The organism is Streptomyces sp. NPDC043996, assembly GCF_056435225.1.
The window spans coordinates 86660-113223 of record NZ_JBWKEY010000010.1 but is presented as its reverse complement, the minus strand read 5'-3'; the positions used below and the strand labels follow the sequence as shown (position 1 = coordinate 113223).

The 26564-nt window shown below is 70.9% G+C and carries 27 protein-coding genes and 1 tRNA gene; 6 read left to right on the top strand and 22 right to left on the bottom strand.

Annotation, left to right across the window (positions count from 1 at the left end; all coding sequences use genetic code 11):
- Positions 1-4: 4 nt before the first annotated feature.
- The 5 genes from AC07A4_RS25870 to AC07A4_RS25850 all read left to right on the top strand — a co-directional run bounded on the left by AC07A4_RS25870 (position 5) and on the right by AC07A4_RS25850 (position 7305).
- On the top strand, positions 5-565 hold the full coding sequence (locus tag AC07A4_RS25870; protein WP_478602716.1) for a hypothetical protein: 561 nt from the start codon (positions 5-7) through the stop codon (positions 563-565).
- Positions 566-859: 294 nt separating this feature from the next.
- Positions 860-3229 carry a DEAD/DEAH box helicase gene (locus AC07A4_RS25865; RefSeq protein WP_478602714.1) on the top strand — a complete coding sequence of 790 codons (2370 nt, stop codon included), beginning with the start codon at positions 860-862 and terminating at the stop codon, positions 3227-3229.
- 202 nt (positions 3230-3431) lie between these two features.
- The gene (locus tag AC07A4_RS25860; RefSeq protein WP_478602712.1) at positions 3432-6572 is read left to right on the top strand and encodes an FG-GAP repeat domain-containing protein; all 3141 of its coding nucleotides are present in this window, start codon (positions 3432-3434) and stop codon (positions 6570-6572) included.
- 139 nt (positions 6573-6711) lie between these two features.
- Positions 6712-6784, top strand: a tRNA-Lys gene (locus AC07A4_RS25855).
- 290 nt (positions 6785-7074) lie between these two features.
- Positions 7075-7305: a helix-turn-helix domain-containing protein gene (locus tag AC07A4_RS25850; RefSeq protein WP_478602710.1), complete on the top strand. Its 231-nt coding sequence runs from the start codon at positions 7075-7077 to the stop codon at positions 7303-7305.
- A 16-nt stretch (positions 7306-7321) separates the two neighbouring features.
- Here the strand turns inward: AC07A4_RS25850 and AC07A4_RS25845 are convergent, their stop codons facing one another.
- The 4 genes from AC07A4_RS25845 to AC07A4_RS25830 form a co-directional block, all read right to left on the bottom strand.
- Positions 7322-7774, bottom strand: coding sequence for a hypothetical protein (locus AC07A4_RS25845; protein ID WP_478602708.1), 453 nt, complete (start codon positions 7772-7774; stop codon positions 7322-7324).
- Complete coding sequence (locus AC07A4_RS25840) at positions 7771-7977, bottom strand: hypothetical protein (RefSeq protein ID WP_478602707.1); 207 nt, start codon at positions 7975-7977, stop codon at positions 7771-7773. The genes AC07A4_RS25845 and AC07A4_RS25840 overlap by 4 nt, the downstream gene beginning before the upstream one ends.
- Entirely contained in the window at positions 7974-8453 is a 480-nt protein-coding gene (locus tag AC07A4_RS25835) for a hypothetical protein (protein ID WP_478602705.1), read from the bottom strand. The genes AC07A4_RS25840 and AC07A4_RS25835 overlap by 4 nt, the downstream gene beginning before the upstream one ends.
- A gap of 89 nt (positions 8454-8542) precedes the next feature.
- Positions 8543-9727, bottom strand: a complete 1185-nt coding sequence (locus AC07A4_RS25830; protein ID WP_478602703.1) for a helix-turn-helix domain-containing protein — start codon at positions 9725-9727, stop codon at positions 8543-8545.
- Between the two features lie 156 nt (positions 9728-9883).
- On the opposite strand from AC07A4_RS25830, the gene AC07A4_RS25825 reads away from it, so the two are divergent.
- Positions 9884-10069: a hypothetical protein gene (locus AC07A4_RS25825; protein WP_478602701.1), complete on the top strand. Its 186-nt coding sequence runs from the start codon at positions 9884-9886 to the stop codon at positions 10067-10069.
- Positions 10070-10125: 56 nt separating this feature from the next.
- Here the strand turns inward: AC07A4_RS25825 and AC07A4_RS25820 are convergent, their stop codons facing one another.
- The 18 genes from AC07A4_RS25820 to AC07A4_RS25735 all read right to left on the bottom strand — a co-directional run bounded on the left by AC07A4_RS25820 (position 10126) and on the right by AC07A4_RS25735 (position 26536).
- A complete protein-coding gene (locus AC07A4_RS25820; RefSeq protein WP_478602699.1) occupies positions 10126-10860 on the bottom strand; it encodes a collagen-like domain-containing protein in 735 nt (244 codons plus the stop codon).
- Entirely contained in the window at positions 10857-11123 is a 267-nt protein-coding gene (locus AC07A4_RS25815; RefSeq protein ID WP_478602697.1) for a hypothetical protein, read from the bottom strand. The genes AC07A4_RS25820 and AC07A4_RS25815 overlap by 4 nt, the downstream gene beginning before the upstream one ends.
- A gap of 31 nt (positions 11124-11154) precedes the next feature.
- A complete protein-coding gene (locus tag AC07A4_RS25810; RefSeq protein WP_478602695.1) occupies positions 11155-11544 on the bottom strand; it encodes a hypothetical protein in 390 nt (129 codons plus the stop codon).
- Between the two features lie 23 nt (positions 11545-11567).
- Positions 11568-12479, bottom strand: a complete 912-nt coding sequence (locus AC07A4_RS25805; protein WP_478602693.1) for an N-acetylmuramoyl-L-alanine amidase — start codon at positions 12477-12479, stop codon at positions 11568-11570.
- 49 nt (positions 12480-12528) lie between these two features.
- Complete coding sequence (locus tag AC07A4_RS25800) at positions 12529-12780, bottom strand: hypothetical protein (RefSeq protein ID WP_478602691.1); 252 nt, start codon at positions 12778-12780, stop codon at positions 12529-12531.
- Between the two features lie 10 nt (positions 12781-12790).
- Positions 12791-13309: a hypothetical protein gene (locus tag AC07A4_RS25795; RefSeq protein ID WP_478602689.1), complete on the bottom strand. Its 519-nt coding sequence runs from the start codon at positions 13307-13309 to the stop codon at positions 12791-12793.
- 12 nt (positions 13310-13321) lie between these two features.
- A complete protein-coding gene (locus AC07A4_RS25790; protein ID WP_478602687.1) occupies positions 13322-16174 on the bottom strand; it encodes a hypothetical protein in 2853 nt (950 codons plus the stop codon).
- Positions 16175-16177: 3 nt separating this feature from the next.
- Positions 16178-16687 carry a hypothetical protein gene (locus AC07A4_RS25785; protein ID WP_478602686.1) on the bottom strand — a complete coding sequence of 170 codons (510 nt, stop codon included), beginning with the start codon at positions 16685-16687 and terminating at the stop codon, positions 16178-16180.
- 9 nt (positions 16688-16696) lie between these two features.
- Positions 16697-20491: a phage tail protein gene (locus AC07A4_RS25780; protein ID WP_478602684.1), complete on the bottom strand. Its 3795-nt coding sequence runs from the start codon at positions 20489-20491 to the stop codon at positions 16697-16699.
- Positions 20492-20632: 141 nt separating this feature from the next.
- Positions 20633-21037, bottom strand: coding sequence for a hypothetical protein (locus tag AC07A4_RS25775; RefSeq protein WP_478602682.1), 405 nt, complete (start codon positions 21035-21037; stop codon positions 20633-20635).
- A gap of 12 nt (positions 21038-21049) precedes the next feature.
- A complete protein-coding gene (locus AC07A4_RS25770; protein WP_478602680.1) occupies positions 21050-21439 on the bottom strand; it encodes a hypothetical protein in 390 nt (129 codons plus the stop codon).
- A gap of 66 nt (positions 21440-21505) precedes the next feature.
- Positions 21506-22171 (bottom strand): endonuclease VII domain-containing protein, encoded by a 666-nt coding sequence (locus AC07A4_RS25765; protein ID WP_478602679.1) that lies wholly within the window; start codon positions 22169-22171, stop codon positions 21506-21508.
- A gap of 78 nt (positions 22172-22249) precedes the next feature.
- Positions 22250-22696 carry a hypothetical protein gene (locus tag AC07A4_RS25760; protein ID WP_478602677.1) on the bottom strand — a complete coding sequence of 149 codons (447 nt, stop codon included), beginning with the start codon at positions 22694-22696 and terminating at the stop codon, positions 22250-22252.
- On the bottom strand, positions 22696-23448 hold the full coding sequence (locus tag AC07A4_RS25755) for a hypothetical protein (RefSeq protein ID WP_478602675.1): 753 nt from the start codon (positions 23446-23448) through the stop codon (positions 22696-22698). Before AC07A4_RS25755 ends, AC07A4_RS25760 begins: the two co-directional genes overlap by 1 nt.
- Complete coding sequence (locus AC07A4_RS25750; protein ID WP_478602673.1) at positions 23449-23913, bottom strand: hypothetical protein; 465 nt, start codon at positions 23911-23913, stop codon at positions 23449-23451.
- Between the two features lie 6 nt (positions 23914-23919).
- Positions 23920-24294 carry a hypothetical protein gene (locus AC07A4_RS25745; RefSeq protein WP_478602671.1) on the bottom strand — a complete coding sequence of 125 codons (375 nt, stop codon included), beginning with the start codon at positions 24292-24294 and terminating at the stop codon, positions 23920-23922.
- Positions 24294-25355, bottom strand: coding sequence for a hypothetical protein (locus tag AC07A4_RS25740; RefSeq protein ID WP_478602669.1), 1062 nt, complete (start codon positions 25353-25355; stop codon positions 24294-24296). Before AC07A4_RS25740 ends, AC07A4_RS25745 begins: the two co-directional genes overlap by 1 nt.
- Positions 25352-26536, bottom strand: coding sequence for a LamG-like jellyroll fold domain-containing protein (locus AC07A4_RS25735; protein WP_478602667.1), 1185 nt, complete (start codon positions 26534-26536; stop codon positions 25352-25354). Before AC07A4_RS25735 ends, AC07A4_RS25740 begins: the two co-directional genes overlap by 4 nt.
- Positions 26537-26564 lie beyond the last annotated feature (28 nt).

Genomic DNA, 26564 nt, shown 5'->3' with positions numbered 1-26564 from the left:
GGCCGTGCGCCAGTTCTACGTTTCCGTCCGATGGGCCGCGACCGTGGTGGCCGTCGCGGCGACCGCGGGCTGCATGAGCATCGGCGACGACGGGAGCGGCGCGCCCGCCCCGGGGAAGTCCGCGCGGGAACGCGGGGGCGCCGCCGCGCCCGACGGCGGCACGGTGCTGCCCGGCGAGGGCCGGGACGGCGGCCGGGACGGCGGCCGCGGGGACGGCGACGGCAAGCGGAAGGGCAAGGGCAAGGGGAAGGGCCAGAAGGGCGAGGGCGGCGCGTCCGCGGAGCCGGGCGACGAGGGATCGCCCGACTCCAAGCCCTCGCGGGCCGGGTCCGGCACGGCCCCCGCCTCGGTCGAGCCGACGAGGAACGGGCGGCCGACGCCGACCCGCACCAAGCCGGGCCCCCGGCCCACGCGCAGCGTCCCGGCCCCGGACCCGACGCCCGACCCGCCCACGCCGACGCCGCCGGACCCGACGACTCCGGAGCCGTCCTCGTCAGCGCACGGGGAGGCGGAGGGGCCGGTCACCAGCCAGGGGGAGCCGTCACCGGAGGCGGGGCCCGCGTAGGCGGGAGCGGGGTCCGGAGCCCGGGTGAGGCCGGGCGGGAGCGGGGCCGGAGCCGGGCAGGTGCCGGGCCGGGAGCCGGGCCTGGGAGACCCCCGCTGTGGTGGGCATTTGCCAAGGGGGGTGGAAGGTGCGTATGGTGGTAGATCGTTTGATCCCATTTGCCCGGCGCCGACACAGAAGAGCGCCGCGTGGCGCGTACTCTCCCTTGCCGTGGCTGACCGCATAGAGGCGGTCCATTGCGAAATCACGGAGTTGTGGGCGCGTGCCGAGACTCCGGAAGGTTTCGCATTTCGCATGTCCATTTCTAATTTTGACCTCGACGCTGCCCAGATCCAGGACGAGGCCGTCGAGGCCCTCGCGACCGCCGAGGCCGTCGTGGCTGCCGAGGCCGCCGAGGCTCCTGAGGCTGTCGAGGCCGCTGAGACCACTGAGCTCGCTGAGGTTGCTGAGACCGCTGAGCCCGTCGAGGTGACGGAGGCCGCCGAGGCCGCCGCCGACACCGCTGACGTGGCCGCGGAGGCCTCCGCCGACGCCGCGGACGACACCGAGGACACCGAGGAGGGCGGCATCACCTTCGCCGACCTCGGCCTCCCCGACGGCGTCGTCCGCAAGCTCGCCCGCAACGGCGTGCACACCCCCTTCCCGATCCAGGCCGCGACCATCCCGGACGCCCTGGCCGGCAAGGACATCCTCGGCCGCGGCCGCACCGGCTCCGGCAAGACCCTCTCCTTCGGTCTGCCGACCCTGGCGCGCCTCGCCGACGGCTACACCGAGAAGAAGAAGCCCCGCGCGGTCATCCTGACCCCGACCCGCGAGCTGGCGATGCAGGTCGCCGACGCCCTCCAGCCCTACGGCGACGTCCTCGGCCTGAAGATGAAGGTCGTCTGCGGCGGTACGTCCATGGGCAACCAGATCTACGCCCTGGAGCGCGGCGTCGACATCCTCGTCGCAACGCCGGGCCGTCTGCGCGACATCATCAACCGCGGCGCCTGCTCCCTGGAGAACGTCGAGGTCGCCGTCCTCGACGAGGCCGACCAGATGTCCGACCTGGGCTTCCTGCCCGAGGTCACCGAGCTGCTCGACCAGGTCCCGGCCGGCGGCCAGCGCATGCTGTTCTCCGCCACGATGGAGAACGAGATCTCCACGCTGGTCAAGCGCTACCTGAACAACCCGGTGACGCACGAGGTCGACGCCGCCCAGGGCGCCGTCACGACCATGACGCACCACATCCTGATCGTGAAGCCCCGCGACAAGGCGCCGGTCACCGCCGCGATCGCCGCGCGCAAGGGCCGCACCATCATCTTCGTCCGCACCCAGCTCGGCGCCGACCGCATCGCGGAGCAGCTCCGTGACGCCGGTGTGAAGGCCGACGCGCTGCACGGCGGCATGACGCAGGGCGCGCGCACGCGCACCCTCGCCGACTTCAAGGACGGCTACGTCAACGCGCTCGTCGCCACCGACGTCGCCGCCCGCGGCATCCACGTCGACGGCATCGACCTGGTCCTGAACGTGGACCCGGCCGGCGACCACAAGGACTACCTGCACCGCTCCGGCCGTACCGCTCGCGCGGGCCGCTCCGGCACGGTCGTGTCCCTCTCCCTGCCGCACCAGCGCCGCCAGATCTTCCGCCTGATGGAGGACGCGGGCGTCGACGCCTCGCGTCACATCATCAACGGCGGTGGCGCCTTCGAGCCGGAGGTCGCCGAGATCACCGGCGCCCGCTCCATGACCGAGGTGCAGGCCGAGTCCGCGGGCAACGCGGCCACCCAGGCCGAGCGTGAGGTCCGCGACCTCACCAAGGAGCTGGAGCGCGCCCAGCGCCGCGCCACCGAGCTGCGCGAGGAGGCCGACCGCCTGACGGCGCGCGCCGCGCGCGAGCGGGGCGACGACCCCGAGGCCGCCGTGGCCGAGGCCGCCGAGAAGGCGACCGCCGAGGCCGAGGCCGCCGCGTCGGTGCCGGAGCAGTCGGCCGCCGCCGACCGCGCCGAGTACGAGGACCGCGCCGAGCGCCGCCCGCAGCGTGACGAGCGCGGCAACTACGAGCGCGACCGCCGTGGCGACGACCGCGGTGGCCGTTCCTTCGAGCGCCGTGACGACCGCGGTGGCTTCAACCGCGACCGTCGCGACGACCGCGGTGGCGACCGTGGCGGCTTCAACCGCGACAACCGCCGTGACGACCGTGGCGGCTTCAACCGCGACCGCCGCGATGACCGCGGTGGCGACCGTGGCGGCTTCCGCCGTGACGACCGCCGTGACGACCGTGGCGGCCGTTCCTTCGAGCGCCGTGACGACCGTGGCGGCTTCAACCGCGACCGTCGTGACGACCGCGGTGGCGACCGTGGCGGCTTCAACCGCGACAACCGCCGTGACGACCGCGGTGGGTTCGACCGTGGTGGCCGTTCCTTCGAGCGTCGCGATGACCGCGGTGGCGACCGTGGCGGCTTCCGCCGCGACGACCGTCCCTCCGGCCACCGCGGCAGCGACCGCCCGTTCAACCGCGACCGCCGCGACGACCGCCCCGCCGGCGGCCACCGCTCCGGCGGCCACGACCGCCCGTCGTACAACCGCCGTGACGACCACCGCCCCTCCGGCGGCGGCTCCTTCGGCGGCGGCGGCTCCTTCGGCCGCCGCGACGACAAGCCGCGCTGGAAGCGCAACGGCTGACGCCGCCCGGCCGGTGACCCCGGCCGCGCCGCCACCGTCGCAGTAGCGAAGAAGGCCCCCACAGCTCAACTGCTGTGGGGGCCTTCCCCATTGACGGACCGTTTACGGACCGTGTTCCTTTCACGGCCGGCGCACCTTGCTACTGTCTTCGCCCTGTGTTCACAGGCCCGGTGGGGAGCCGGGCCCCAGGGAGGGGAACCCCGTGCATCGTGATGCCTTCGTACGCCGCCGAGCCAGACGCGTCGGCGTGGCCGCCCTCGTGTGCGCCGCCGTCGCGGCGACGCTCGGACCGCTGTCGGGCACCGCATCGGCGGCGCCGGACGCGCCGGAGAACGAGACGGTGGTCCCGGCGGCGGTGCGGAACACCGACGTGACCGTCTCTCTCTTCGACGCGGGCGACGGAAGCGGAGCGGAAGGCATCGGCGCCAAGGGCGTCTTCCACCGGCTGGAGGGCCACCGGGGCCTCGTCTGGACGCGCTACGCGGACGGCGAGACGTTCCCCGTGCCCGAAGGCATGCCCTCGCAAGACGTCCGCGGCACCGGCAGCGACACCCTCGTGCGGCCGACCGACGACGCGGTCGAGCTGTGGGACGCCGTGGACCGCACGTCGCGCACGCTGCGGATTCCTCAGGGGCAGCGGTACGTGGAGGCGTACGGCTCGACGGTCGTCACGACCACGGCACCGGCCAACGCCGCCGCGGCGGCTCCCTATCACCTGCTGACCCTCGGAGAGGACGGCGCCGTCCGCGACGTCACCGTGAGCGGTCTGCCCGAGGGCGGCGCGTTCGGTGAGCTGGTGAGCGGGGACGCGGCGGCGGTGTTCTTCCGGGGCGAGGTGGGCGGCACCGCCCGCCTGATCGGTGTCGACGCGCGCACCGGCCGGGTCCAGGGCGTATCGGCGCCCCTGCCCAGCGGCGCCGACTACCACGCGGCCTCGTCCGGGGACCGCGTCGCGCTGTACCGCCGCGACGACCCCACCGCTCTGGTGCTCGACGCCGCGGACCTGTCCGCGGCGCCCGTACCGACCCGGATGGAGGCCCCGGCCTTCGCCCCCGGCAAGGACCTCGCGGTCGTGGGCGACTGGCTGGTGTACCTGATGCCCAACGACGGCGTCACGACGACGGTCAAGGCGGTCCCGATCGGCGGCGGCGACCCCGTGACCCTGGTGAACCGGGCATACCGCACCGACATCGCCAACGGCCCCGGCGGCACCGCCGTCGTCATCAGCGAGGACGGGCGCGGGCGGGCCCTTGAGCGGATCACGGCGGACACCACCGGACGGCCCGTCACGACGGTGGCCAAGGAGCTGCCCCGCCCGGCGTCCCCGGTCACCGGCCTGAGCCTGGCGCAGGGCAGGCTCATCACCGCCGACGCGTCGAGCGGCCGCCGTCACCCGTACGTCCGTGAGGTGAGCGCCCGTCCTTCGGGCGGCGCCCCTGACGTCGGTAGCCGCTCCCGCTTCCTGCCGGACGGCGATGTCACCCTCAGCGACTTCTGCCGTACGGACGACGCGGGCTGCCGCCAGGTCCACGGCCTGAGCGACGGCCGGATCGCCTGGGTGTCACGGGGAGAAGGCACCCGGGACCGGCTCACCGCGAACGGACCCGGCAGCGCGCGCTTCTACGGGGGGAGCGTCCCGGCGGGCGGCGTCCTCACGGACACCTCCACGAAGTACGTGGTCTATACGACCGACCGTGAGCAGCGCGTCTACCCCCTCAACGGCTACGTGGACCCTGGCGTGAAGCGCGCCCCAGGGGCCGCGGCCCTCGAGGGAAGCGTGCTGTGGACCGCGGGCCGCACCCCGGGCGCGGTCGACGCGTACGACCTGGAGGCGAGGAAGCCCGCGCCGGGCCTCACCACCGACGCCCCGTGCAGGCCCGATGAGCTCCAGGCCCTGGGCCGCCTCCTCTACTGGAGCTGCGGCGCGGACGGCCCGGCCGGGGTGTACGACCGTACGAAGAAGAAGTCGCTGCCCGTCCCCGCGGGCGAGGCCCTCCTGGGCGACGGGTTCGTCGTCACGCACGACAAGAAGGCGGGGGAACTCCGGCTCACGACCGTGACCGGCGACGAGGCCGTCACACGGCGCCTCGGCGAGCTGCCCGACACCGGTTTCTCGCAGCGCCATGTGCGCTGGACCGTCGACAAGACCGGCGGATTCGCCGCGTACGCCGACACGCGGCAGCGGGTGCACGTCGTGTCCACCGGCACGGCCACGCGGCCGCTGAGGCTGCTGGCCCCGGCGGAGAACACCGAGCTGTTGTTCGCGACCAAGGCGGACGCCACCCCCTGGACGCTCACCACGGTGGTGCCGTCCGGGCCCGTGTCCGGCTGGGAGCTGACCGTCCGCGACAAGGCCACGGGCGCCGTCGTGGACAGGGACGAGGGCGGCGCCGTACGGGGCCGCCTGAGCGTCGACTGGCACGGCATCGACCGTAAGGCGCCGGGCACGCGCTACCTCCCCAACGGGGCGTACGCGTGGACGCTTTCGCTGCGTCCCGCCGCGGGACCGCCGGAGCCGCTGAAGGTCACGGGCACCGTCGCGCTGCGCCGCGGCCAGGCCGTGCGCCGCGACTACGCGGGCGCGGAGCTGCCCTACGAGCCCGAAGGGGTGGGCGACCTGCTCACCCTCAACTCCTCGGGCACGATGACCTTCCACAGCGGAAACGGCGCGGGCGGCTTCGCCGGGAAGACCTCGGCGCCCGGCTGGCCCGCCAAGACGCTGGCCGTGCCCGTCGGCGACCTCGGCAAGGACCGCTGCAACGACGTCCTGGTCCGCATGCCCAACGGCTCCCTGCGGGCCTACCAGCCGAAGTGCGGGATGCCGCTCGCCCCGTCGACCCGCCACACCGCGCGCGGCACCGGCTGGAACGCCTACGACGTCCTGACCTCGCCCGGCGACCTCACCGGCGACGGCCGCGCCGACCTGCTCGCGCGCGAGAAGGCCACCGGCGACGTCCTCGTCTTCGCGGTCACCGCCGACGGCGGCCTGGCCCGCGGCAAGAAGATCCGCTCGGCCTGGTCGTCGTACACGAAGCTGGTCGGCGCCGGTGACCTGAACGGCGACGGCGTCGGCGACGTCCTCGCCGTGCACAAGAACGGCACGCTCCACCGCTACGACGGCCGCGGCGACGGCACGCTGAAGGGCCGGGCCGAGGTGGCGTCCGGCTGGAGCGCGTACGACGCGGTCGTCGGCGCGGGCGACCTCACCGGCGACGGCCGCGCCGACCTGCTCGCCCGCCACAAGACCGGCACCCTCTACCGCTTCGACGGCAAGGGCGACGGCACGTTCACGTCCCGCAAGAAGATCACCGGAAGCTGGGGCGCGTACAAGGGCGTCTTCTGACACCCCACCACGACAGCCGCCCCCCGGCGGAGGGTTCACGCCCTCCGCCGGGCGACGCGGCACAGCGGGATCCGATACCCGATCGGATGCCGGAAGGTCTCCGGCTATGCTCATGGGTGCGCCGACATCGTGTCGGCGAGGACCGTTAGCTCAATTGGCAGAGCAGTGGACTTTTAATCCATTGGTTGTGGGTTCGAGTCCCACACGGTCTACGACTAGGCCCCAGGTCAGAGGCATCAGACCTGGGGCTCTTTGCTGGTTTCGAGGGCTTGGAGATCGCTAGCTCGGCCCATGCTCGGCCGAGATGCAGGCGATCATGAAAGCGGCCCCGTCCGGAGGTACCCGGGAGGGGCCGCACTCTCTGCGGGTGGCCGCACGCCGTACCGCACGGCCACCCTCTCTCCCGCCGCACTGCCTCTCCAAGCGGGCGGCGGGGAGCTTGATCGAAAAATGTACGGTCTGAGATGCAGACTCTCCATCATGATCCGACAAATGTGGAGCGGTGCCAGCCCCACCGTCCGCTCGGGTCCTCGCTGTCCGCCGAGCCGTCGGTGACCGCATCCGGTCCATCCGCATGCACGCGAACCTCACGCAGGAGACGCTGGCCGAGCGCGCGGGTCTAGACCGTCAGGCCATCGGAAAGATCGAATCGGCGCAGGCCAGCCCGCGGCTGGACAACCTCATCCGCATCGCTGACGCCCTCGGCGTCCCTCTCGCCGACCTCGTCCGCTGACGAGGCCGCGGGGTCTCTACTGCGGGCACGCTCCGGTGTGCATGTAGCTGATCTCCGGCCCGCGCGCGCTCTGCCAGAGATGCGGCCGCCACACCTCAAGGGGCGTCATCGTGTTCAGGCAGTGCAGGCACCACACCTTCGGCCGCCCGGCCCGGCGCCGCGCCTCCACGTGCGCCGCGCGCAGCGCGGCCGGGAAGGGGCAGGGCTTGTCCTCGCGGCATTCCGGGCAGCGGAGGAGGTGGTCGTTCCAGTCGGTGTACGTCGCCATGGCCCGGGTGTGGGCGGTGTGGCAGGCCCGGCAGGCGCGGGGGCACCAGTAGGGGTCGCCGCCGAGGCTGACGGCGTCGCCGCTGTGCAGCGCTCGTGGGCACCAGACGCAGGCGTTGCCCTGGGCTTGCGTGATGGTCAGGGCGGGGCCGCGCGCTACGACGGTCAGGAGCAGGCTCGCGACGACGGCGGGGTCGCTCACCGGGCCGCCCGGCCCGTGCGGCGGTCGAGGAGTGCGGCCTTTCGGGCGGCGCGCAGGTCGCGGCGCAGGTAGTGGGCCCCGCGGCAGGGTGGCGGCCCTGTCCATCCCGTGCCGCATGAGGGGCAGGTGCGCAGGTGGTCCAGCAGCCTGAGGTACGCGCGCTCGGCGCGGGCCTCCAGCGGGGACAGTCCGGCGGTCATCATCGGCCCACCACCCGCAGAGAGGTGGCCAGCGCGAGCAGGGTGCGCAGGTGCCGGACGTCGCACACGTTGCCCGGAGCCTTCGGGTGGACGATCCAGCCCGTGCTGCGCGGGACGCTGACCAGGCACGGGACACCGAGGTAGGCGCCCTCTCCCAGCCTCTCTTCCGGGCCGCTGTCCCAGGCGGCGCCGGGCGCGATGAGGACGTAGTACGGGCCGAGCGGGCTGCGAAGGTCCCGGATCACCGGGCCTTCGAGCCAAGCGTGCAGTGCTGTGGCCACGACCTCCGGCTGGTCGCTGCCGACGGCGGCGTGGATGCGCTCGGCCGGGACGCGCACCACGTCGAAGTGGCGGCCGAGCGGGAGCAGGGCGAAGCCCTGTTCTGCCCAACCTGCCCACACGCTGGCCGGGTTGGGGTCGGCCTCGGCGAGCCACGCGGCGATGGCGGCACGGTAAGAGTTGGATGTGACGGGCGTCATATGTTGAACGCTAGAGAGCGGGCGTGCGCCTCCTCAATGAGAGTTTGGCCCGCGCCCGCCCCGAAGTACCACACACCGTGACGCAGTGATCACACAAGAACGCCCATGCGGTCCGCCAGCTCCCGCATCTCAGGCGTCAACGTACGACGCCGCTCCACCACACGCCCCACGATGTCATGGGCATATCGCTGCGCCCCCAGCCACTCCGGCGCCGCCGCCCCGATGTCATGGAGCGTGGCAACGCACTGGCTCTCATCCCGCAGCCTCAGGTGGGCATCAGCGACATCGAGCAGGTGGCGGTACCGCCCCGATCGGCCGCCGCCGGTCACCGGCGTCCACTGCCGCACTGCCTTGTGCAACTGCAGGACTCGTTCCGGGCGCCGCTGGATCGCCGCGTGCTCGGCGCGCTGCTGCGTCACCGTCGCAGGGCCGAAGTGCCGCAGGTGGTCCGGGCCCGTGAGGACCTCCCGGCCGAGCGCCACGGCAGCGACCCGCGCCAAACGCAGCGCATCTTTCGCTTCCGGCTTGCGGTTGTCGCGTACCGACGCCGCGCCGATACGCAGATGCAGCCCGCCCCACACCGCCAGCTCCTCCGGCCGGGCCTGGGAGATACGCGGCTCGACGTCGCTAGCCCATCGCGTCGCCAGCTCGGCCACCACATGCAACTGCCCTTGCCGGAGCAGTTGCTGGCAGCGCGCAACCACAGCAGCGCCGCCGTCCAACTCGTCGGTCGCCGCGTCGAGGGCGTACTGCGCGGCGTCCGCAGCAGCGCCGTACTGCCGCACCTGGCCCAGATAGGACACGCACAGGCTCATGACCTGGTAGCGCAGGCGGCGGCCGCTCGGGGCATCGTCCAGCGCGGAGACGTCCCGGACCAGCGCGGGGAGCAGGTGCCCGAGACTGTCGTACTGCTCGGTCGCAAACAGCGCGCGCCCGCCTGCGAGAGCGCCGTGGACCCCGTCCAGGGTCGGTGGTTCCGGTAGCTGAGCGGGTGCCGCCTTGAGGGCTGCGACGACTGCCTGCCAGGTGGTCGACGACAGCGGAGGCTGCCACGCCGGGGTCTCCTGGGGGATGAGGTGGCTCGTCGTGATACCGAGTGCACGCGCCAGTGCGTGCGCGGTTTCCAGGCGGATGTCGGTGCGTTCTCCCTGCTCTACCTTCTGGATGAGGGACGCGGACAGGCCTGCGGCTGTGGCGAGCTCGCGCTGTGAGAGGCCTGCGATTTTCCGGGCGCGGCGCAGACGGCCGCGGAGGGTGTCAGGGTTCTCGGGCATACTGGGCTCCGTTCTGACGTAGACACTCAGGACGGTACCCCCACTGGACCGGGCGTCACGTGGGGCCCGCGGCCCCTTTCCCCCTGCGGGGGAGGGGCCGTTGACCGTCAGGAGAGCAGGGCTGGCGGTGTCGGCGCGGACCCGTACGCTTGTCGCATGTCCCCCACCCCCAGCCCTCGGGCCGCCGTGCGCCCTGCTGCGGCCGTGAACGAGGACATCCGCGCACTCTGGCGCCGCCACGACCCCCGCGTCCGACTCACCACCGCCCAACGAGCCCTATACGAACGCCTCCTCGGCGAATGGACCGCCGCCGTCCACGCCGACATCGCCACCGCCGCCTGACCCCAGACACGACGAAACGCCCCAGCCCCCGCACAAGGCGGAGACCGGGGCATCGATCACGCGTACTGGCGTCGAGAAGGATCGAGCGCCGCCTGGGGGCCACGACGCTCGGGACTGGGGTCGGGACTGGGGGCGCCGTCGCGGCGGCACACCAGCGCATCCGGATCATCAGGCGGCGGCTGCAGGCTGTACCCGTCCGGGCACGTCTGCCCATCCCGGCCATCCTCACCGGCTGGTCCTTGCTCCCCCTGAGGACCCGCAGGCCCCGGCTCACCCTGCGGCCCCTCCGGACCAGGCGGACCCGCCGCGCCGTCCGCCCCATCCGAGCCGTCGGCACCCGGCTCTCCCGGAACCCCGGCCGCGCCGCTCGGGCCCGGCTCCCCGGCGTTCCCATCCCGGCCCGCAGCCCCATCGCTCCCATCCCGGCCGTCGCCGCCCGGCCGCCCCGACGCCCCCTGCCTGCCCGGCTCACCCGCAGGACCCCGCGGCCCCGGAATCGGCACCGGCACCTCCGCCCGCTCCGGCAAATCCTCCACCGCCCGCGTCGGATCTGGCGCCACCGGCGTCTTCCCCTCGGCCTTGACCTGCTCCCGCAGCGCCCGCACGTCACCCGCCAGCGTGCTCACCGCCTCGCCTCGGAGGTTCGCCTCGGAGATGGCCTCCTCCCGCGCGCTCGTCTCGCGGTGGATGAGCACCAGCGACAGCAGCACGCCGCCGCCGATGATGAGGAGCGCGGCGGTGATCCACAGCAGCGTCCTCCGGCGATACAGGATGCTCTCCGCGCGCGTCACGGCGTCCCCCCGAGCTGCTGCACGAGAAGCCGAAGCCGCGCCGACTCCAGCTTCTCCGCAGCCAGATCCGTACGCAGAGCCGCGACCTCGGCCCGCAGCTCCGTCCGCTCCTCCTGGAGCTGGTCCGTCAGGCTGTTGAACCCGTTCACCGCGTTGCCCTCCCGAGCCGCCCGGTTAGCGCCGCGCTGGCCGTACATGGCGGCCGCCGCAGCCACCGGCCCCGCCACCAGGGCAGCTATGGCCGTGACCATGGCGGCGTCCATGCCACCTCCCCGACGCTCGCATGGGGCAGGATCAGGCTCCCTGGACAGTGCCGCCGCGCGGGCCGAGCGGGCCCTTCTCCTCCGACGGCAGCGACCGCACCGGCGCCGTCACCTCACGGTGCTCGAACAGCGCCAGCACCGCGGCGACGAACGACATCCAGCCCGCCTGCTCCTCGGCGGACAGGTCCAGGCCGAAGCCGAGGAACAGCGCCAGCAGCGCGGAAGCGAGCTGGAGGATCGCCGCGCCGACGGCGCCGTTCCTCAGCACGACTGCCGAGGCCACCGCCACGGCGCAGGCCAGCACGGCGTTGATCAGGGTCTGCTGCTCCTCGCTGACGTCGAGGCCGTACGCGGCGCCGAGCTTGAGGCCGATTGCGACGATGGCGAGGATGTACACGGGCTCTCTGCCGAAGATCTTCATGGCGTTCTCCTTGGTGATTTGGGCTACGCGCCGACCGCGAAGCCGTACTTGGCACCGAGCCGACGCAGCGAGTTCGAGCCCGGTATTCCGTCGGCGGCCGCCCCTGAGTAGCCGCACAGCTTCTGCCAGCGCGCGTACGCAGTGAGCGTCGCCGTGCCCCAGTGACCGTCTGAGCGAGCCTTCGCGAGCAGTCCGGCGTCGACGAGCGCGGTCTCCACGACCGCCACCCCGCGGTACGTCACCGGTGCGCCCGACTTCGCCGGGTCTGTCTTGGCCGCCTTGATCAGCTTCGACAGCGACACCTCCGGCGGCCGCGGCGCCGGCAGCGACGGCCCCGGCCCCGTCCCCTCCAGCCGGTCCGCCACCCGAGCCCGCATGTACGCCATCCCGAACCCGCGCGGGTCGATCTTCCCCGGCTGCCACTCCAGGTGCCCGACCACCGAGCGCGCCGACCAGCCGTGATGACGGCATATCGCCGCGGCCACCCGCTCGATCGCGAGCAACTGCGGCGCGGGCCACGGGTCCGAGCCGTTACCGAGGTTCTCGCACTCGAAGCCGTAGAAGTGCCGGTTCCCGTCGACGCTGGCCTCGTTGTCCGCGGGCAGCGCGCGCTCGTCGATGACCGCGCGCAGCACGTCGTCGTCACCCAGGCCCGCATGATTCGCCCGGCCGTAGCCGACCAGGTGCACGCGGCCGTCCTTGGCTATGACGCCGTGGCACAGCGGGCCCGGCAGCGCCGAGTGCCCGGTGCGGCAGAGCTGCACGGTGCGGTCGGTGCCGTACGTGACGGTGTGGTGGATCATCACCCCGTGCACGGGCCCCCAGGGGCCCTTGTGGTTGCGGTTGTGGTGCTCCCAGTCGCCGACCTCGACGACGGTGACGCCCTCGTCTTGGAGCACGTCGGCGAACTGCGCGGGGGTCATCGGCTTGGCCATCTCACGGCCTCCTCGGTCGTGCTGGTGGGGCAGGAGCGCGGCGCGCGGGTCATGGCGAGACCACCACCCACCGGGTCCCGTACGCGGCCGCAGGCCCGTACCAGACCAGCGAGCGGCCCGAGTCCCGCACGACCCAGCCGTTCAGCGGGATCGTCTTGCGGGACCCCTCGCCGTCCCGAAGGACGAGCGCGCTCCCGTCGTCGGCGAACACGGTGTAGCCGTCGAGGAACTCGGTCGCCAGCGACGCGCCGTTGGTGCCGTCGTACTGCGCGCTCTCCCGGCGCTCGGTCACGATGGGCATAGGGGCCTCCTCAGGCGATCCGCTGGAACGTCAGCCAGCTGTCGGTGTAGAGCGTGGTCGCGGTCGCGTTCGAGGTGTTCTGAGCCCACTGGAGCGCGATGTTCCCCGCAGTCGAGGCCATCCGGAACAGGCCACTGACCGGGGTGAAGTGCGTGCTGTCGCTGGTGCCGTAGCCGGTCCGGAACGCCGCGACGTCGTTGGTCTCGGTGCGGATCGAGTAGCCCCCCGTCCCGCTCGCACCGGTGCCGGAGCCGGGCATGAGCCACGCCCACTCGCCGAGGCAGCCCGACGGCACCGCGAACTGGATCTTGATATCCGGGGTGGGGTCCGTGAAGTACTTGATCCAGCCCACCATCGTGTAGACGGCGGCGGCCTCGGCGGGGAAGACCAAGTGCGTGTCGTCAGCGAACGTCGTCGTCGCTGACCTGCTCTCATCCGCGGTCTTCCGCACGGTCTGCGGCTGCATCGACCGAATCAGCGACGCCCTGATCCGCTGGCCAGCGAGCGGTGTCGGATAGGACTCAGGCACAGTGCAGCCTCCTTACAGGGCGAGGATCGTCGGGTTGGCCAAGCGCACGTCCGCGCCCGCGCTGTGGGCCTTGACGACGCCGTTGATGGACCGGGTCACGGTGAACGTCTGCGGATTCACGATCCGCGCGTTCTGGTAGCGGATCACTGGGTTGACGTTGGTGTTCGAGGACGACGAGATCGACCGCACCCCGGCGTACGTGGTCGTCGTGATCGACCCGTCCGTCACAGAGACCTGCCATCCGGGCATCTCCACGAGGTCCGTCGCAGGCCAGGCCTTGGCCATCAGCGACGCGCCGCGCGCCTGGAAACGCACCCGGTAGTACGTGCCCGCGACGTACGTGTCCGGCAGGGTGTAGGAGCCCAGCGCCGTCTCCACCGCGCCGACGCGCTTCCGGATTGTCAGGATGATCGTGTTCGACGTAGTGAACTCGACACGCGCCATGTACAGGTTGTCGCTGTCGATGTACCGGCCCGTCGGCCCGCCCGACAGGAAACCGCCCGTCGCCAACGCGCTGCTGGCGACGTCGACGTAGTAGTCGAAGTCCGTGAAGACCACCTCGGTGAAGCTGCGGCGCGACGCGTTCACCGTGGCCAGAGTGTGCGACCCCACATTGCTGCCGACGGCGTAGTCCGCCGCGGTCCCGCCGCCCGTCGACCACGCCTGCCCCGTGTCCGCGCTGCCCCAGCTGTTCGACACCGTCCGGTTGAACGTGTCCGACAGCCACGGCGACACCGCCGTCACGCGCATGACCTCGCCGCCCACCCGGATATCCCACGGCCCCTCAGCCGCGTCCGTCGTCCACAGCGTCGACTCCCCAGCCGACGGCACCACCACCAGCGACGTCGCCCCCGATGACACGGCCGACAGCAGCTCCGAGCCGTCGGTGTCGATGCGGGAGTCGGGGCTGTCGAGGTAGCCCACCGTGTACGGCGAGGCAGGCGCGCACGTGAAGGTCAGTCGGTGCTCGAAGTGGGTGATCGTCTCCTCGGCGCCGAGGATGAGCTGGTCGATCGTGTCCGGCGGCAGCCACGACGGCGGATTCTGGACCTGCACGCGGTCGCCCTGCCGCAGCGCGAGCACGGCCTGCTTCAGCGCCGGGTTCGCGACGAACGAGGCATGCGAGAGGTTCACCGAGATCTGCGGATGCCGGGCCTCGTCCACCGTGCCCAAGTGCACCCGCCACGCCGCCTGATCCCGCAGTACAGCAACGTCCGTGCTGCTCAGGTTCAGCTGGACGTCCGTCCCGTACACACCCACGCCCGCAGGCGGCAGCGCCGTCGACAGGGCGCCCTCGGTCTCCTCGTACGTCTGCGAGACCCCGTTCACCGTCACCGTGACGCGGTTCTGGGTCCGCTGGTCGTCCTCCACCGGTACCGGCACCTGAGCGAGCTGATACGCCGAGTAATCCAGCACCAGCGCCGGGTCCTGCGAGTAGAGCGACGCCCTGGTCCTGTAGCCCAAGCCGAGCACGGCCTGGTTCTCGTAGAGCATCCCGCCGTCGGCCTCGACGCACTCTCGCATCAGCGTCAACGGGTTGCTCCGGCCCTGCGCGCCCATCTCCACTGTGTCGTCCAGGTCCCCGACCCAGTCGACCGGGATGGCCTCCTCGCCGCACAGCCGCTGAATTCGGCGCCCCGCGGTCTCGCCGATCGGGTTCAGGCGCACGCCGAGCGCCGTTGTGGCGGTGATCGCGGTCTCGACGGTGACGTGCCCGATCGCCACGCCCGGCAGATACGCGCTGACGCCGACGTTCCACCGGCTGGCCAGCCCGAAGCTCACCCGCGTCACCCGGGACACCTGCGTCACGAACGCCGTGTCCGTGACGCTGTACACCGTCCCCGAAGCCACGTCCGTCAGCCGCAGCGCCCGCAGCACGTCCGCCCCCGACTCCGCCAGCTCGATCGACACGTACAGCTGCCGCCCCCGCACGTCGAACGTGTGCGGCAGAGACACACCGAGCACCAGGCCGTCGGAATCGAGCTGCGTCAGCTCCACGCTCTTCGTGCTCGCGATGTACGCCAGCTCCCAGGCCTGCGCCGAGCCCGGGCTGTAGTCGAACTGGTCGATCGTGCAGATGACCTTGCCGTCCGAGAGGCCATCCGCGGGGATCGACACCAGGAAGCGCACCTGCGTCGCCGTCGGCTCGTCGTAGCGGGCCACACCACCGGACAGCGACCCCGCCGTCAGATCCGGGAGCGGGTCGCTGGCCTTGATGCCGTCGTACACCGCGGGTGCCGGCGTGCCGGTCCACCGCATCGGCGACCCAGAGACGAGCGCCGATGCGAGCTGCGTCGACTCCGCCGGGTCCTCGCACGGCCAGTACGCCACCACCCGCGACGAGAGCGGGTCCGTGACCGCGTTGTAGATCACCGAGCGCTCCGGCGCCGGGCCCTGCGCGAGGCGCCGGATGATGCCGCTCACCTCGACGTCCGTCCACACGTCGTTGCCGCTGGTGTCCCAGCCCTGCGCCCAGTTGGAGACCTCGCCCCAGATTCGGTAGCCCTTGCCGCCGAGCCCGTCCGGCACTGAGACCCGCATCGGCGTGTTGCGCCCGATCAGCCCGTAGTACGGGCCCGCAGGGTTCCGCGGGGAGAACCGGCCATCGGTGTTCTTCAACTGGAGCTGCGCGATGGCGTGCTCCGTCTGTGATCCCTCATCCCGAATTCCACGCGTGATCCGGATCTGACCGCCGTCGTCGCGCACCAGGACGTGGCCCGTGACGGTGATGTCCACCCACTCGCCGCTCACCCACAGCTCGACCTGCACCGGCTCGCCATTCGACGCCTCCCCAGACGACCGCGCGGGCCCGGGCAGACTGACGAGACGACGCTTGAACGCCGCGACGAGCGGGGCAACAGGCACCGGTCAGCCCACCTCCTGGAAGATCACCCAGGAGCGCATGTCCACGCCCGCCGTCGGCGTCGTGGCCCGCACCCGCAGGAACTTGCTCACCGCGACGATCGGCCTGGTGTCCGGCATCCACTGGCGGGTGTACGTCAGAGGGGACTCACCCGACGTCGACGACAGCGCAACCGAGTCGAACACCCGGGAGGCGGTCGTCGTCCCCTCGGCCGAGGCGGTGTAGCCCGTCGCCGAAGTACCGAGCGTCAGCAGGCTGGCCGCGCCGTTGGGATCCAGGTTCTGCACCCCAGCAGCCACGTGCGCGGTCACGGTCGCCGCTACGTCCGTCTGGAGCAGCTCGATCACGCCGTCCGCGCCGGGCACATCGTCGAGGGTGAACCCCCATTCCAGCAGCATGATCTGCCGAGTTGACGGTGTGGCCAGCTGAAGCATCGTCTTGATGGCCGTGCCAGTCGACACTGCTGCCTGCGCGGCAGTGGTCGGGGCGGGCCCATTCCAGGTGATGAACGGCAATTCGGCTCCCTAGGCTGTGCGTCCGGCGAGGACGAGTTGGACGTCGTTGCCGCGCGTCTTGATGGCACGGCGCAAGACCTTCAGAAGGAACTCGTCGATGTCATTTCCGCTCGACCGCAGCTCCAGAACGATCGGCCCCTGACGCCCGCCCGACGCGGCGGCCAGGCGGCGCGAGTCCGGGTTCGAGCGCACCCGCGAGCCCACCGGCAGGTCCAGCAGCTCCGGACCCTCCTCGCCCACCCACGTCAGACCGCCACGCACACCTCCCGACGCGGCGGCGCCCACGATGCCCCCGGCGGCTTTCCGGCCCCGCAGCCCGCGCGCGATCGTCTTCTCCAATGCCTTCGCCAGCCGGGCCATGGTCTTCTCCAGCTTGTCCTGCTGCTTCTGAAGGCCCTTGACCAGCCGCTCCTGCGCCTTGATCGCCGCCCCGTAGAACGCGTCCGCCGCGGTCTTCCCGGAGGCCAGTGCTGCCTTCGCGATCTGAGCTTGCAGCGCGTTCATCGACTTGATCTCCGAGGGCGACGCCCGTAGCAGCGCCCCGGCCGTGTCCAGGCCGCCGCCCTCGATCCCGGCCTCCGCGATCTGCCGCAGCAGACCCTTGTCCAAGCCGCGCTTCTTCAACGCCGACAGGGCCCCGGCGAACGCGGTCGCCTTGTCGCGGCTCTGGACCAGGCCGCCCATGATGGACGCCGTCGTGATCGGCTTCCCATCCTGCTGCCCGCCCCCGCGGACGATGCCCGCCGACGAGAGCACCCCGGAGCGTACGGACTCCCGGAGCTGGGAGGCACTCGACCGCAGGTCGTTGAGCTTGTCCTTCGCCTTGTCCAGCGATGCGTTGACCTTCGTCAGCGCCTTCTCGTGCTTGATCAGGCCCTTGCCCGCCGAGTCCAGCGCCCGCAGCAGCCGCCGCTCCGTCCCGCCCTCCGTCGCCCTCTTGATCGTGCCCCGCGCCTGATTCAGCGACGACACCAAGCTGCCCAAGTCAGATGGTGCACCGAGGGCCTTTTCAAATGGATCCCGCTGGTATCCAGCTTTCCGACCGAAATGCGAGATCCCGAACTGATCCCAGAGCTGACCCCGCGCCTCACGCCGAACCCGCGCGGCCTCGCGCGCACGCTCCGCCCGCTGGGCCTTCGTGAGCCCGCCCTTCCGCAGGCCCGCGATCTTCAACCGGCCTTCATTCAGGGCGTCGAGGAGCTTGACCCCGTACTTCTGCACGGCGCGCGCCTGGATGACGTACTCGCTCGTCGACACGCCCGCCGCCGCACCGGACCCGAAGGTCGCAAAGATCGAATCCGACGTCGGAGTACCAGGACCCTCGACGAGACCACCACTGGGGAAGTGCTGGATCTCGCCCCCGCCCGCGTAGCCGCGCACCGGCCCGCCGCGGGCCCGGAAGCTGTCCGCCTGTCGCTTCACCGCGTCCGCCGTCGTGCGAATCTCCTTGCGGACGTGCTCGGAGATCGTCAACCGGCGCGTCGTGATCGTGATCGACTTCGACGACAGCCGGTCCCGCGCGCCCTGCACCTCACGGATGTTGGACAGCGCAGAGCCCGTCTGTGCAGTCACGGACAGGCGTCCGTCAGGGAGTCGGCGGACCTTGAAACCGACCGACTCCAACGCCTTGATCGCAGACGCGGACAACGTCTTGACCGTCACCGACTTGCTGCCCGGCGTTGCCTTGATCTTCCGGATCACCGAGTTCAGGCCCGCGATCGCGTCCTCGCGCTCCATCTGGATCTTCATCTTCTTGGATCCCGGAATGCGCATCATCGTCTTCGCGAGCGAACGAGCTTGCCCCTCTGACAGCCCCATCGCCTGCGCAGCCTTGATGAACTCCCCACGGCCCCGCGAATAGATCGCATTGACCCGCGACCACGGCTCACCCGCCTCACGCGCCGCCGACGTCGCCGCATCCGTGTTCTGCGCGAGCCCACGCAGCGCGGCCTCAGCGGCACGGGCCTGCTTCGAGTTGAGGTCCAGGTGGCCGCCGACCATCCGCAGCGCACCGCCGTTCTCCCCGGCCGCCTTCGCCGCATCGTCGATGGACTGCTCGAACGCCGCCATCGCACCCGAAGCGCCCCGCTGCACGTCGTTGAGAGCTTGGATGCTCTGTCGCAGGCCATCGGCGCTCTGCTTCTGCGCGTTCAGCTTCTCCTGCACAGCCAGCGCCTGCTGCCCGAACAGGCCCATCGACTGAGCCGCCAACTGCTGCTCGAACGCCTGATCCTCCAGGGCACCCCGGTAGCCTTCGAGCTTCTCCTTGAGATCAGCGACGTCTCCGCCGCCCTCGCGGTACTTCTTCTTCAGAATGTCGAACGCAGCCGCAGCCTGTTCCGCCTTGCCGCCCCGGACCAAGTTCGTCAGTGCCTCGTCGATCGCGGAGAGCTTCTCCTTAGCCTCCTCAACCGGCGTCGAATCCTTCATCCCCAGTGTGAAGAGCTTGACCAAGCCCTGCTGCACCGTGTCGATCAGGGCCGGGTCACTCACCGAGCGGATCGAGTCGTAGAGGCCATCCAGATCCGCCCCAAAGAGGCGGGCAGCCTCCCCACCGATCTTGCCCGAATTCCCCAGCTTGCCAAGAGATGTCGTGAGTCGATCCACATTGGGCGGCGCCTCACGGCCCAGGCTGGACAGCTTGTTCACCGCCACGACGACCGCCGCAATACCCGCCACAACCACCGAAGCACGCGCCGCCGCACCCAGCGACAGGAACGCCGCACGCAACCCCGCCGCACCACCGCCCGCGGCCACAAAAGCAGCCTGAAGGACCCCAACCCGCGCCGCCAGGCTGCCCGCAGCAACACCCGTGGCAGCGAGACCCGCACCAACCAGTGTGATCAACTTGAACGCGGCGTACACCTGCAGCAGCGTGCCGATCACCTCCGGTGGCACCGCTGCCACCATGCTCGCCAGCGCGTTCACCACCGTCAGCAGCCCCGGCCCCGCCTCCGCCGCACCCTGCGCCAGATTCCCGGCCGCCTGCGCCACGCTCGACAGCAACTCCCGGACCGCAGGACCCTGCTCGCGCGCGTACTCGAAGAACTGCGCCACCGGCCCGGACGCGTCGCCCTCCGACATCACCCGCATCAGGTGAATCGCCCGATCCGTCGCGTCCCGCAGGGCCGTGTTCGAGAACGCGGACACCTTCTCCGACAGCGCGTCGAACGCCGCGGTGTTCACGCCACCGCCAGCCACTGTGACCAGCCGGTCCAACTCCGTCGACGCGCCCTTGACCATCGGCGTCAGCTTCGGCACCACCTGACCCAGCACCGCGAACGACTTCTCGACCGGCGCCATCGTGAAACGCGCCATGTCGTCCGACCAGGCCCGCGTCTCCTCCCGCAACATCCCGTAGGCGACCGCCGCGCGCTGCGTCTCCTTCGGCATCGACCGCAGCGTCTGCGCGACCGCGTGCTGCGCCTCCATCGCCTGCTTGGACTGCTTGCCGTACTGGTCGACCGCGTCCGTGTACTTGTCCTGAGCCTGCGCCACATCCTGGAGATTCGAGATCTGCGGCTTCAGCGCCGCGCCGAACGCCACCAGCGCCAGCCCCGCCGCGCCCGTCTTCGCCGCGATCGGCGCCATCGCCGCCGCCACCGGCACCGCAGCAGGAGCCAGCGACAGCATCGACGCCTTCACATCCACGAGCGCCCGAGAGATGCCCGACGACGACCGCCGAATCCCGCCGGCCGCCGTGGCGAACCGCCCATCCAGCGTCCTGATCCGCCCGTTGATGTCGCGGAACCCGGCCGCAGTCTGGTCACCGACACGGACTGTGATCGTGACGTCGTCAGACATCCTCTACCTCCCCTCCGCGCTCATCGCGGCCGCCGAGTTCGTCGAGCGCCAGCAGGCGCAGCAGGTCGGAGTCCTCCTCGTACAGCTGGCTGGGCAGACACTTGAACCGGGTGCACAGATCCAGGACCCAGCGCGCGTGCTTCAGCTCGCGAGGCTCGGTGACAGTGCTTCCATCGGGACGGACTCCACCAGGGACGGCTCGCCAGAGGGCGAGCTCTCCGGCAAAGGGTCGGCCTTATGCACCCCCGCCAGCGCGTCCACGTAGGCGTTGGCGAGTGCGAGGACTAGCTCGTGGTCTTGCTCCTGCACGGCCGCGGGTGTGGCTGGCACCGGCGCGCCATCTTCGTCTTCGAGGTTCCAGGACACGAGGTGGTCGCCGAACCGGCCGATGAGCCCAGCGACGGTCTCGCCGTCGCCGCCGTCGTACCCGGTGAACTGGAGGTACTCGCCGATGCTCATGCCGCTCAGACGTACCTCCAGACCGTGCAGGTCGTGGCCTGCCTCGAACTGGAGGTTGATCGTCTTGCGCTTCGCCTTGTAGCCCATGCCGTACGCCCCTCAGGCCCAGGTCGGTACGGTGCCGTCGGCAAGTGCACCGGGCGCGGACCAGGTGAGTTCGCCGGAGTCGGCGCGGGTGATCTGGTAGTCGGAGAACAGCAGCTCACCGGCGAGAGTGACGCCGTTGACGGTGTTCGTGCAGGTCCGCGCCACGCTCGTGGACGGCACGGTCTTGAACACATCGTGCTGCCGGTTTGCCGAGGGGTTGAAGACGCCGTTGTACGTGACAGACATGTCCGCGAGGAGCAGCAGCCGCTCGTTCGCGCTCTTGTCGACGCCCGTGGTGTCCTGCACCCCGCGCGGTGTGGCCATCTGCCAGTTCGTGATGTCGTTACGGATGTCGCGCGCGGTGCCGCCCGCGTCATCGACCGAGAGTGTCGTCTGGCCCAATCCGGAGCTTTTCGCCAAAGCTACTGCCCTCCTTGATGAATGGAGGGCAGTTCCTTGCGCCCTCCGTTAAGGAACTCTGTTCTTGCGGTGGCGAAGCAGATAGCTGATCGCTTTCCGCATGAGCACCGGATCGTCTCCAAGGAGTCCGATCGCCCGGTTGCATTTCTGGCAAAGCAAGCCGCGCACTTCACCACTCTTGTGGCAATGGTCCACGGCCAGGCGGAACTGCTTCCCGGTCCGGCCGTGAGACTTCGGCTCGCCCTTACCGCAAACGGCGCATACGCCGCCCTGACTCTTGAGGAGGGCGTCGTAGTCCGCGACTGTGAGGCCGTAGTTCGCGGCCAGGTTCGCCTTACGCTTGGTCGCTTGGGCCCGTCCTGGGTTATCCCGGAACCACTGCTTCGTGCGCTCCGAGCAGCACACCTTGCAGTCACTGCGGTAGACGTCGTTCGTGGTCTCTGTGGCTTTTCGGGACAGGCTGAAATCGGCCAGAGGCTTTTCGGCGTCGCACTTTCGGCACTGCTTGAGCGCGGCCGGATCGAGGGGTGGCCGCCGGGGCTTTCGCCTACCGTCAGGGCGAGGCCCGGCTGCTTCGACGATCGCTCGATGCCGTACAGCATCGCATCCCTTGCAGGACGACTTGCGCCCGTGTAGCCCGCGGGGGGCTTTGGAGAATTCGAGCAGCGATTTGACGACGCTGCACTTAGAGCAGCGCTTCGACTCGGACGGCATGGCTCAATTCTATTGAGTTGCTTAGCCACTTGGACTCGCCTCCTCTCAATCCCCTTGTGGTGCTGGACACGTTCGCGCTTAGCCCTTTCCGACTTCTTCGGCGAGCCGCTGCTGGTGTTCGGCGAAGTCCTCGATCCAGTGCTCTGGCCGCTGGTGCAGCCGGGCCTTCGTGCCGCGCGGGTTCCCGCGGTGGTCGCCGTCGCGGACGAGGTACAGCGGCGGCCGGTCGACGCGTACGCGGTGCTGCGAAGCGCGGAAGCAGGCCTGTCCCGGTTCGAACACGAGGTAGGTGTGGCCCTCGGCGACGTGCTCTTCGCGGTACCGGCGGCCCGACGCGCGCGCGGCCCGGAGCAGGTCGGGCGTGAGCGCTTCGATATGTACGCGCCAGCCGTTGATGAAGTGCGGGCACTCGGCCTCCGCACACGTCCCGTGCCGGAAGTGGCTGGAGAGCGGGGAGCGCATCTCGTACGTCTTGTAGGCCTGCGGCGGCATGAGCGGCTCGGGCCGGAACAGTTCGGCGCTCATCAGAAGACCACTCCCGCTACCTCATTCTTGATCACGTTCACGGCGAAGGAGAGCGACGAGAACCCGCCGGTGGTCACCGTGACGGCGCGCACGTAGCGGCGGATCGTCGCCGTGTTGGAGAGCGCGATCCGCTCAGTCGTCGGCCCCGCAGTGATCTGCGTGAAGGCGAACGACGCGACGTCAGCGAACGACGCATCGTCCGCCGAGTCCTGGATCTTCACCGTGGCGTCCGTGCCCGTGAACCCGAACACCTGGAGATACGCCTGGCCCCCGAACGCGGCGGACGCGGCCGTGTCGATACTGGCGCCGTTGGTCGCGCCGGTGTCCGTCCGCACGCCTGCGGTCAGCTGGCGCCCCCACTCGATGCCGTAGCCGTTGGCCTGGGCTGACACCCCGAAAGTGAGCATGCCGTCGTCGCCGCGCGTCGGGTCATAGTTGACCTGCTTCCCGACGAGCGAGGCGGCCGGATCGCCGAGTGTCGTGCCCCGGCAGTAGGTGAGGATCACGTCCGTACGCGGCAGCGCCGACAGCGTCTCGTGTGTGGCCGGGGAGACCGAGTCGTGGTTGAAGAAGGTGGTCATCTCGAACGCGCCGTCGCGGAGACCGCCCTTGCGCTCGTACGCGCTCTTGTCGATGCCGGTGAAGTTGAGCAGGGCCGGGCCGCCGCCGATCCGGCCGAGCTGCTGGATGTCGCCGGAGGCGTTGTGCCCGGCGATGTACAGGTTGTCGCCCAACCCGCTGGACTTGGCCACCTATGCCACCTCTTCCCACAGGTCGTTGATGATCAGGGGCACGGTGAGTGTGGCCACCCGGTATGTCGCACCGCCGGTGAAGCTCGTGTAGCCGAACCGCGCCCGCAGGCCCGCGCCGTGCATGCCGAGCAGGTCGACGTTCTTGACGTTGCCGCCGAACTCGAAGTCCCCTGCGTACGCGGCAAAGAGCGCCGACACCGCCCCGGTCACGGCCGTATCCACCTCGCCCTGAGGCTCGGCGTCCGCCGGATGCAGGACCCGGCCCATCAACTCCAGGCGCCCCGAGAGCGCGTCCAGACCGGAGGCCGCCGCGACCGGGGCCACGTCGGACACCCACATCGCGTACGTCAGCCCGTTGCCCGGCTGGGACGTGGGCTCGTGGTCGAGGACGTTGCCGAACAGTCCGCTCGCCATGGCGTGGCTCAGAGCCCGGTCGCGGTAGGTGAGGAAGTCGAAGGTGGCCATGGGCGATCACATCCGCCCCGTGTACCGGCGCAGCAGCCGCTCGCCGATGCCGACCTTGCGCTGGTTCAGCTTGTCCCGGGTGATGGTCCAGTGGTCGTACCCCTTGAACCGGGTCACCGGGAAGTTCCTGCTGCCCACCCCGGCCAGCCAGGGCCCGTACACGACCCGGCTGTCCGTGATCCGGCGCCCGTCCTCGACCCGGCACCGGGACTCGTAGTAGCCCGTCGGGTTCCGGAACACGCGGTGCATCTCGCCGCGGAGGATGTTCAGGCCCTCCTCGGCGAGATGCCGCTCCAGGTGATCCACATACCGGTTCGCGAGGGCCCGCGCACGGCCGTCGAAGAGCGGCCCGGTCGCGCGCGTGGATACGTCGAGCAGCATCACACGCTCCTGACCCGGGCTTTGCGCCCGTGGCTGACGTACACGCGCTCCCGCAAGTCCTTGAGCCCGCGGGCGGTGGTCTCGCGCTCGTACTCCCCGCTCCCGGCCGTCCGCGCGTACCCGGAGCGGCCCTGGAGGAGGCTGGTGAGGGCCTCGGCCACGCAGAGCTGGCGGACGGGCCCGGGTGGGTCCCACCGCAGGACGCTCGCGGCGGTGGAGTGTGTGGAGGCGGTGGTGCCGAGCGCGCCGCGCTCCACAGTCAGGGTGCGCGGCGCGTAGATCGCGGCCCCGACGGTGTGGGCGGCGATGGTGGAGCCGTCCCAGGCCCGGGTCACGACGAGGCTGTTGCCTGCGATGTCGTCGACGCGCATGCGTTCGGCGTCGATGAGGATCGTCTCCCCGGCCGCGAACGCGGCGCCAGAGGCGACGGTGACGGCCACGGCGCTGTTCTGGTTGGTCAGGCCCGCGCCGCCGAGGGTCTGGCCGGTGTCGAGGTTCGCGCGGCCGGTGACGATGACACGCTCGCTGTCGATACGCAGCAGCGAGCCGACGCCGACCGCGGCCGAGGTGGCGGCGTCCACATCGATGCCCGTCTCCGACGCGTCGAGAGCCTCGACGATGGCCCCCGTTTGCGTCTCAGCGAGAGGGCAGCCTGCCCACACGCCGCTGATGCCGACGTCCCGCTGGTGAGTGTCCCCGCCGCCGAGCGCCGCGCTGGAAGCGAGGTCGATCTCGATCCGGTTGTACGGCGGCCCGTAGACGTTGGGTTCCAGGAAGTAGTCGGTCGGCAGGATCGTGACGCCGCCGGAGACGAGGGTGGTGACGGAGAGGATCTCACTGGCATCCAGCCACAGCCGCCACGACGTACCGGACTGGCTGTTGGGCCAGTCGAAGTAGCGGGTGGCCACGACCGGGTAGAAGATCCGGTGGCACAGGCCGTGTATGGCCTCGGTCGAGTCTGCGAGAACGCGGTCGATCCGGGCGTTGCTGCGCGCGGTCTCCCGCACGTCCAACTCCGCCTTGACCTCCTCGCGGGTGGCGTACCAGGGCTGCATCGTCACCACCTCCCCGTCAGGAGAGGGTCGACCTGACCGACCCGGCGGCCGCCCGCGGCCCACATCGAGCCGTCGAACCGGCAGTACAGCTCTCCGCGCGGGCCCGTATGCAGGGGCTCCCCGCAGTCGAGGCATGCTTCGGGCAGGCGATCGAGCTCCTCGCGGTACTGCCGCGCGCCCTCCCTCAGGATGTCGAGCAGCCCGTACCAAGACCCCGACCCCGGGACGGCCGGGACCCCGCCGCTGGCCGTCCCGGTGAGCGCGCCGAACTCGGCGCTGGCGGCGCCAGCAACGTGGGAGGGAGAGACCGCCGTGGCAGACATGCCTCCGAACTGCGCAGCCGCAGAGCCGACCACCTTGCGAAGACCAGCCGACACCCCACCAAGCGCGCCGAAGGCCGACAAGGCTGCACCCCGCACCGTGCGCGTCCCAGCCGCGGCGCCAGCGAGCGCGCCGAACGCACTGGCCGCGCTGCCGCTGACGGTGCGCACGCCTGCGACGGTGGCGCCGAGGCCGCCGAATGCCGCGAGGCCGCTGCCGGTGACGTTGGTCGTGAGCGGTGGATTGTCCTCGGTGGACACCGCCGTCGTGCCAGCGCTGAGGTTGCGGCCGTTGCCGGAGTGGTCGGTCAGATCGGTGGAGTCGGTCAGCGGCCAGTTGGCCCACAGGCCCGCGGTGCGGACGGGGGTGGTGCTCGCCCACTCGGCTTCGATGTCCGCCTGCGTCAGCTCGGCCGTCCACACCCGGACGTAGGCGAGGCGCCCGTTGAACGACTCGCCTGAGTCTCCTGGCGCGCGGCCGCCGAGGGTGATCCCGTCTGCTGTGCCGACGCCCACCGTGCCGGAGTCGGCCTCGGTCGCGCCGCCGACGGTGGCGATGTAGATCTTTCCGGTGGTCCCGGCGCACGAGATGGCGATCTTCCGCCACGCGCCGACCGCCATGCCGGTGGCGTTGGAGACCGTGCCTCCACCGGTGAAGTAGTTCGGGCCGCCTAGACCGTCACTGCTCGTCGCCCACGTCACGATCGTCGAGGCGCCCGATGAAGCGTGCAGGCGGCTGATCGTGGCGAAGTCGTTCGTGTCGACCGACACGTAGGCCCACGCGGTGATGGTGACCCCGGACCCGACCGCGAACATCGTTCCTGCGTAGGAGATGCGGTCGCTCGCGGCGTCGAATCGTGTGGACAAGGGTTCACCTCCTTCTCGTGCGGGGCTG